Source organism: Succinivibrio sp. (assembly GCF_045124615.1).
Lineage (GTDB): Bacteria > Pseudomonadota > Gammaproteobacteria > Enterobacterales > Succinivibrionaceae > Succinivibrio > Succinivibrio faecicola.
The window spans coordinates 1-6555 of sequence record NZ_JBGVMC010000091.1; the positions used below are offsets into that span (position 1 = coordinate 1).

General features: G+C 34.8%; 7 protein-coding genes and 1 pseudogene. 2 read left to right on the forward strand and 6 right to left on the reverse strand.

Annotation, left to right across the window (positions count from 1 at the left end):
• A pseudogene (locus ACJML3_RS02490) lies at nt 1-527 on the forward strand (hypothetical protein); the annotation flags it as partial.
• A 63-nt stretch (nt 528-590) separates the two neighbouring features.
• On the opposite strand, the gene ACJML3_RS02495 reads toward ACJML3_RS02490, so the two are convergent.
• From ACJML3_RS02495 to dtd, 5 genes are read right to left on the reverse strand one after another with little or no spacing between them, the layout of a single operon-like run.
• Nucleotides 591-1427, reverse strand: coding sequence for an undecaprenyl-diphosphate phosphatase (locus ACJML3_RS02495; protein ID WP_406020307.1), 837 nt, complete (start codon nt 1425-1427; stop codon nt 591-593).
• A 2-nt stretch (nt 1428-1429) separates the two neighbouring features.
• Nucleotides 1430-1975 carry a 2-amino-4-hydroxy-6-hydroxymethyldihydropteridine diphosphokinase gene (gene folK / locus ACJML3_RS02500; protein ID WP_406020309.1) on the reverse strand — a complete coding sequence of 182 codons (546 nt, stop codon included), beginning with the start codon at nt 1973-1975 and terminating at the stop codon, nt 1430-1432.
• A 3-nt stretch (nt 1976-1978) separates the two neighbouring features.
• Nucleotides 1979-2335, reverse strand: a complete 357-nt coding sequence (gene folB / locus ACJML3_RS02505) for a dihydroneopterin aldolase (RefSeq protein WP_406020311.1) — start codon at nt 2333-2335, stop codon at nt 1979-1981.
• Entirely contained in the window at nt 2336-3352 is a 1017-nt protein-coding gene (gene tsaD, locus ACJML3_RS02510) for a tRNA (adenosine(37)-N6)-threonylcarbamoyltransferase complex transferase subunit TsaD (protein ID WP_406020313.1), read from the reverse strand.
• A gap of 44 nt (nt 3353-3396) precedes the next feature.
• Nucleotides 3397-3834 (reverse strand): D-aminoacyl-tRNA deacylase, encoded by a 438-nt coding sequence (gene dtd, locus ACJML3_RS02515; protein WP_406020315.1) that lies wholly within the window; start codon nt 3832-3834, stop codon nt 3397-3399.
• Between the two features lie 120 nt (nt 3835-3954).
• On the opposite strand from dtd, the gene crcB reads away from it, so the two are divergent.
• Nucleotides 3955-4332, forward strand: a complete 378-nt coding sequence (crcB, locus tag ACJML3_RS02520; protein ID WP_406020317.1) for a fluoride efflux transporter CrcB — start codon at nt 3955-3957, stop codon at nt 4330-4332.
• A 67-nt stretch (nt 4333-4399) separates the two neighbouring features.
• Here crcB and ACJML3_RS02525 read toward each other — a convergent pair whose 3' ends face one another.
• Entirely contained in the window at nt 4400-6205 is a 1806-nt protein-coding gene (locus tag ACJML3_RS02525; protein ID WP_406020319.1) for a hypothetical protein, read from the reverse strand.
• Between the last annotated feature and the right edge of the window lie 350 nt (nt 6206-6555).

Here is a 6555-nt window from a genome sequence, read left to right on the forward strand (position 1 = left end):
TTCCATCTGCCTATGAACAGTTTGCAATTAAGGTTGTAAAGTATCACTCTGTTATGCATCACCTCTATAAAGGTGGAGGAAAAACTGTCGTCAGCCTTTTTGACAATCTTGATGCATGGAGACGAGAAGAGTGGGTTAAACCTTTTGCCTTATGCTGTAAATGCGATTTTCTTGGAAGATTAGGATTTGAGAACAGAGAGTTTTCAAGAACTGACTATTTTCTTGAAATGTTTGATATCTGCAAAACAGTAAAGGCAAAGGAATTTGTTGATCAGGGATTTAAAGGACCTCAGATAGGACAGAAAATGTACGAAAAACGAGTAATGCTCGTTGAAGAGTACATGAAAAGCATTCCTGAAGATGAATTAAATGATAAGAACAATGAAAAGCCAGCAGCGCTGACTGAGGATAATATAACGCTTGAAAGAAAAGCTCAGAATTCAAAGAAAAACAAGATGGGCTTTTTCAAAAAGCGATTATCTTCAGATCTGAATTTCACTGAAACAGAAGGTGATTACGATCTGTAATAAAAAAACTGCAGTTTCTCATCACGGACAAACTGCAGTTTTCAAATCCTAATACAGTTATTTCTAGAACATCCAGAGAAGAACTGCTCCTAATAGAACTCTATAGATTACAAACAATGCCATTCCTGATTTTGCTATATACTTTAAGAAAAGATGTATAACAATCAAAGCTACAATGAAGGAAAGGAAACTGCCAAGAATAATTGACATCCAGTCAACGCTCAGATCAGGGGTTTTATATATCTTTAAAAGTTCAAAAAATGCTGAAGCAAGGATCACAGGAATTGACAGAAGGAAACTGAATCTAGCAGCAGCCTCAGGCTTCATTCCAAGGAAAAGACCTGCAGTAAGTGTAATACCTGATCTTGATGTACCTGGTATTACAGCAATAACCTGAGCCATACCGATAAACAATGCCTGAACATAGGTAAGCTGTCGTAATGAATCAGCTCTAGCACCCTGATTTGGAGAGATGTTTCTCCAGATCATCTTTCTGTTAGCATATGATGCAAGACCTAAAAGCAGACCAAAGCCAATAGTAGTCCATGCAATAACATGAATATTCTCTCTTATAGACTCAACTACAGACTCAAGGAAAAAACCACCAATACATACAGGAATGGTTGCAATAATGATACACAGACCGATTCTTGCAATAGGAGTTACCTTGAATTTAATTGCTGCTTCTATGGTATATGAGCCAATTTTTACAAGATCAGCCATATAATAAAGAATAACAGCAAGTAAAGTTCCAAAGTGCACTGCAACATCAAAGGCAAGCCCCTGATCAGGCCAGCCTAGAAGATGAGATGGAAAAATAAGATGAGCTGATGATGAAACAGGAAGAAACTCTGTTAACCCCTGAATCATTGCTAAAACAAGAACATGAAGTAAAGCCATCATTAATCCTTTACATTATTCCAGGTAGGAGCCTCAACAGACCAGTCAAAATCGATTTTTTTAACCTCATGACCTTCAGGAATTCTAGGCTCCATTTCCTCCCAGATATCCTTAACCTTAATCTTTAATAAAGGATGAACTAGCTCTGGATCCAATTCACATAATGGAGCTAGTACAAAAGGATAGTCCTGAATGTCATGACGAGGAACCTTGCAAGGCTCTGTTAATACTTCGTCACCAAAAGTCAGAATATCAATATCCAGTCTGCGCTTTAATCCAAAATTAGTACCATTGTTGAACATAAGCTCGGTACCAGCAAGCTGCTCTACCTTCTGAAGACATGCATAAAGATCGGTTATAGAAGCCTGAGTCTCACCTGCTAACACCATGTTGTAGTAATCTGGCTCGCCTACTCTTACAGGGTGGCTAATCCATACTGATGATTTTTTGAAATTCTGTAACAGAGGACCGATTTTAGCAACGGCAAATCTTAATGAATTCTCTCTGTTTAAATTTGATCCTACCCCGAGGAAAACTTTTGTCGCCATTTTTTACTCCAACACTTTTGTTATTTTTATTCCTACCCCATCGCAGTTCTCCACTGCAAGAGGTTTATTTAATGTAATAGTTACCTTCTTTGGTTTAAATTCCTTTAAGATGAGATCACACAGCTCTACACCTAATTCTTCGACTAGTCTTGCCTTTCTTTGTACAGTATATTCTTTTACTGTGTTTGCAAGCTCTGCGTAATTTATACTCTCATCAAGGTTACCTGAATAGCCTGCTTTTTTTAAATCGCATTCAAGCTCGATTGAAATCATAAGTGGCTGTGTATTCTCCCTTTCATGAGGAAGTATACCAATTATACAATTCACTTTTAAATTATTAATAAAGATATAATCGTTCATTTACAGTGGTTTAAGATTAGAAAGCGGTGTTCTTGGGAAAACTTTAATGCTGTTATCACCAATCTGCCCTGCTTTGAAACGTAACATACCTACTTGTGCAATCATCGCACCATTATCGGTACAGAATTCCTTTCTGGCAAAATAAATCTTTCCATGAATTGAATCCATAAGAGCTTTTAAGGCATTTCTGATATCTGTATTTGCAGATACACCACCTGCGACAACTAAAGTTTTAATACCTGTCTGCTTTAATGCTCTTTTGCACTTTATCTCAAGAGTACTTGCAATAGCCTCTGTAAAGCCTCTTGCAATATCAGCCTTTACATTCTCAAGATCATCCTTGTGCTCTAAAGTTGCATTAAGAACAGCTGTTTTAAGACCGGCAAAGCTAAAATCACAATTAGGATTTTTAATCATTGGTCTTGGGAAATTAAATATGCCGCTTTTTCCTTTTGCAGCAAGCTTTTCAAGACCAGGACCGCCAGGATATGGAATTCCTAGTAATTTTGCAGTCTTATCAAAAGCCTCACCTGCAGCATCATCAACTGACTGACCTAATAACTCATACTGACCTGGCTTTTCAACCTTTATGAGCATTGTATGTCCACCTGAAATGAGAAGTGCCACAAATGGGAATTGAATTTTTTCATCTTCAAGCATTGGAGCTAGCAGATGTCCTTCCATATGATGAACAGGAACACTAGGTATTCCAAGACCATAAGCTAAAGCACCAGCTTCCATGGCTCCTGCTAAAAGTGCACCGATAAGACCTGGACCTGCAGTATAAGCGACAGCACTTAAATCGCTTAACTTCATGTCAGCTTTTTCTAATACTAGTCTTACTAGTGGAACTATTCTTTTAATATGATCTCTTGATGCAAGCTCAGGGACTACACCACCGTATTGAGCATGCATTGGGATCTGAGTATGCAAGGCATGAGCAATAAGGCCTTTTTCATCATCATAAATAGCTACACCTGTTTCGTCACAGGAGCTTTCGATTCCTAAAATGCGCATATAAAATCCTTCTTTTCTAGCAGTTGATTTTATCAGATTTTACGTTACATTTTCAGCATGAATGTTACAGGACCGTCATTTTCTAATGACACTTTCATATCAGCTCCGAACTGACCTTCCTGAACTTTCTGATATGTATTATGCGCATATTTGATAAATTTATCGTACAGATCTTTTGCCTGTGTTGGAGGCATAGCAGGATCAAAGCTTGGGCGGTTTCCTTGTGCAGTATTTGCTGCAAGCGTAAACTGAGAGACTAAAAGAATCGAACCATCCACCTGTACAAGATTAAGATTCATCTTTTCATTCTCATCATAAAAGATGCGATACTTTAAAAGCTTATCAAACATCTTTTTAGCTTTTGCCTCATCATCGCCTTTTTCAAAACCTATAAAGGCAAGGATACCTTTTTGTATCTCACCGGTAACAGTACCTTCTACAACAACCTTTGCAAAATTTACTCTCTGAATAAGTGCAAGCATATTATTTCCATTAAGAAAAATTTGAATTCAGATTTTAAACGGTTTATTTTTTATTTCAAGAAAGTAGTTTTTCATATCTAAGATATAATCGATGCAGTTGTTTTATAAGAAGAGATTATTATGTTTTTAAATTTTCTATGTATAGGACTAGGTGGCTTTACTGGAGCATGTCTTAGAGCAATGACAGGTATTATGATTGCAAAGGCAGGTATTCTTGCATCATTTCCACTGGCAACATTGCTTGTGAATATAACAGGCTCATTTATGATTGGTTTTCTTTTATCAATACCTTTTGTAACAGAAAATCCAAATCTAAAAGGATTTTTAACAGCAGGTCTGCTAGGTGGTCTTACTACATTCTCTACATTCAGTTTTGACACTCTATCTATGCTAGAACACAGAATGATTGTGCAGGCTTTTGCAAATATAATGCTGAACGTTATACTGTCACTTATAGCATGTTTTGCAGGCTATCTTCTTGCAAAACATTTGATATGAATTTAGTGCATACAAAAAAGCTGGTATATCCAAAAGGCAAGATATACCAGCACAACGATTTCAAACACTAACAAATCGATATTCTTAAATAAGAAGGTAAAGGTTCAGACTCATCAAAAATATCATTTACATAAGGATCTTTTCTTAATTGCTCCACTTCTTTTTCAAAATCTATATAATCATCAGCGATGAATTTGAATATTCCATCAAATGAACCTTGAAATTCTCCATCCAAATACATATCACTTTCTCTAATGCTGTCAAAATCGCAGATACCACCTTCATTTATGATAAGAGAATCAATGTAATCATCTACAAATTCAAATGAAGTTACAAAATCACAGTACCAGCATTGAGGAATGCAAATACACATTTTAAGTGGCTTGTTATCACTCTTAGAGAACATTCTTATTGAGCATTTAACTGGACCTTTACCGTCATCATCAATACTCAAACGAAAATAAACGTCATTTCCTTTTTTGTTGATTGAGAGAATTTCGTTAAGTTCATACAAACTAAAGAAAATATCTGATGCTCTCAAATCATATTCAGAATCACCATAGGCATCATCAAGGCACTTTAGCATATAGATTTTATCTTCAGCATTCTCTTGTCTGTCAGGATATTGTTTTTCTTTTTCAATCAAAGCTCTATAACCTATTAGATAATTTTTAACTGCACTGTTCAGTCTTTTAGCTTCTTCATCTTCTGTATCCGCATCGCAGGCATAATAAAAATAGCTTATGCCTTTTCTTATCATAGCTTCAGGCAACTGTTTTACATCACCTGATAACGACAAGCTCCTTATACCTTCTATTTCAAGATCTATAAGCATACGATTTGCAAGAAAACTATGAACATGACTGTTAGTCTTCTTTTTTAAGAAAATATCATAAAGAGCAATTTTAGCCTTGCTGTTATTAAGAAGTGCACTTATCTTGAAGTACTCAACAGCTGCATTTAATAGTGTTTTATCATCATCACTCTTTTCTAAAAGTAATGATGCATATTCGTAGCAGTATTCACTGTAAAGCTCTGACTCATTTAAATTGTTATCCTCCTTTAATAGTCTGTTAAAATATCCAATTGCAAGGTCAATATCCTTTTCAAACAGATCATTTCCTTTTGCTCTTGCATATGCACAGTATTCAAGAACAGGCTGGCAGTAATACATCAGCGATACATTCACACACTTAAAAAAAGAATCTTTTTCAAGATCTGATAAAGAATCAGCCTTAACTTTTGACTTGATAAGCTCGACTGCATAATTCATTTTTTCAGTATCATTAGTTAAAAGACTTTCAAGACTTGGATTTTGCTCGTCAGGAAGAGAATCAACAGTTTCAACAAAAAGCTCCAATCGTCTTGAATCCTCAGTGAGTGCATAAGATCTTACAAGATATGTAAGTGATGAAAGAACTGAATTTATAGGAATAACAAATCTTGGAAGATTGACTTTCTTGTATTTAACAATGTCATTTTCAATAAGAACATTTAAAACATAGCTAAAGAAAAGATAAAGATCTGAGTTAAATTCAGCTTGTTTAAGATTTAGAGCTGTTTTCTTCAACATCATTTTATCAACAGTCAAACCTTCATTTTGAACAATGAATGATCCTGTAAAGCCTGAGCAACAAATCTCAGCTAACATATCCTGATTTGAGAATGTAATCAGACTTTCAAGATCAGATTTTGAGAATTCGGTAAGATATTTAAGATCCTGTGCATCTATTGAATCACTGATGCTATTGTCTTTATCAAGAGGAATAAAAAACTCGTATGAATCAGTTTTTTCATCATACTTAAAGCTATCAAATGCAACGGCATAGTAACTGCCATCTCTTTTTATAAAAACTGTTTTTTCTGCACTCATAACATTCACCTCATGATTTGTTAAAAATACTTTTTATATGTATATAGTAATACATTTATAATAATAATCAATATTCGTATTTTTAAGAATTTTTATTTATTTCAGATAGTTATTTTTACATATTAAAAATTTTTTTTTAATTTCCTACTACATAGAAAATAATGAAGTTTCAGAAAAGATAAATTATCTTTTTTATGCACCAGAATAAAAAAATAGACATCAAAACATTTACAAAACGTCATATTTACTGTAAAATTCTGCATGTTTTTTTTACCGTCAGAGACTTTCCGTCTTTGACATTGGAAATTTAAAAGTGAGGTGGTTTTCCACATGCCAGTCATAAAAGTACG

What these genes read in the sequence shown, in the direction of transcription:
- ACJML3_RS02525 (WP_406020319.1), bottom strand. Translation starts at nt 6,205, where the DNA reads ATGAGTGCAGAAAAAACAGTTTTTATAAAAAGAGATGGCAGTTACTAT.
- ACJML3_RS02495 (WP_406020307.1), bottom strand. Translation starts at nt 1,427, where the DNA reads ATGGCTTTACTTCATGTTCTTGTTTTAGCAATGATTCAGGGGTTAACA.
- crcB (WP_406020317.1), top strand. Translation starts at nt 3,955, where the DNA reads ATGTTTTTAAATTTTCTATGTATAGGACTAGGTGGCTTTACTGGAGCA.
- folB (WP_406020311.1), bottom strand. Translation starts at nt 2,335, where the DNA reads ATGAACGATTATATCTTTATTAATAATTTAAAAGTGAATTGTATAATT.
- dtd (WP_406020315.1), bottom strand. Translation starts at nt 3,834, where the DNA reads ATGCTTGCACTTATTCAGAGAGTAAATTTTGCAAAGGTTGTTGTAGAA.
- folK (WP_406020309.1), bottom strand. Translation starts at nt 1,975, where the DNA reads ATGGCGACAAAAGTTTTCCTCGGGGTAGGATCAAATTTAAACAGAGAG.
- tsaD (WP_406020313.1), bottom strand. Translation starts at nt 3,352, where the DNA reads ATGCGCATTTTAGGAATCGAAAGCTCCTGTGACGAAACAGGTGTAGCT.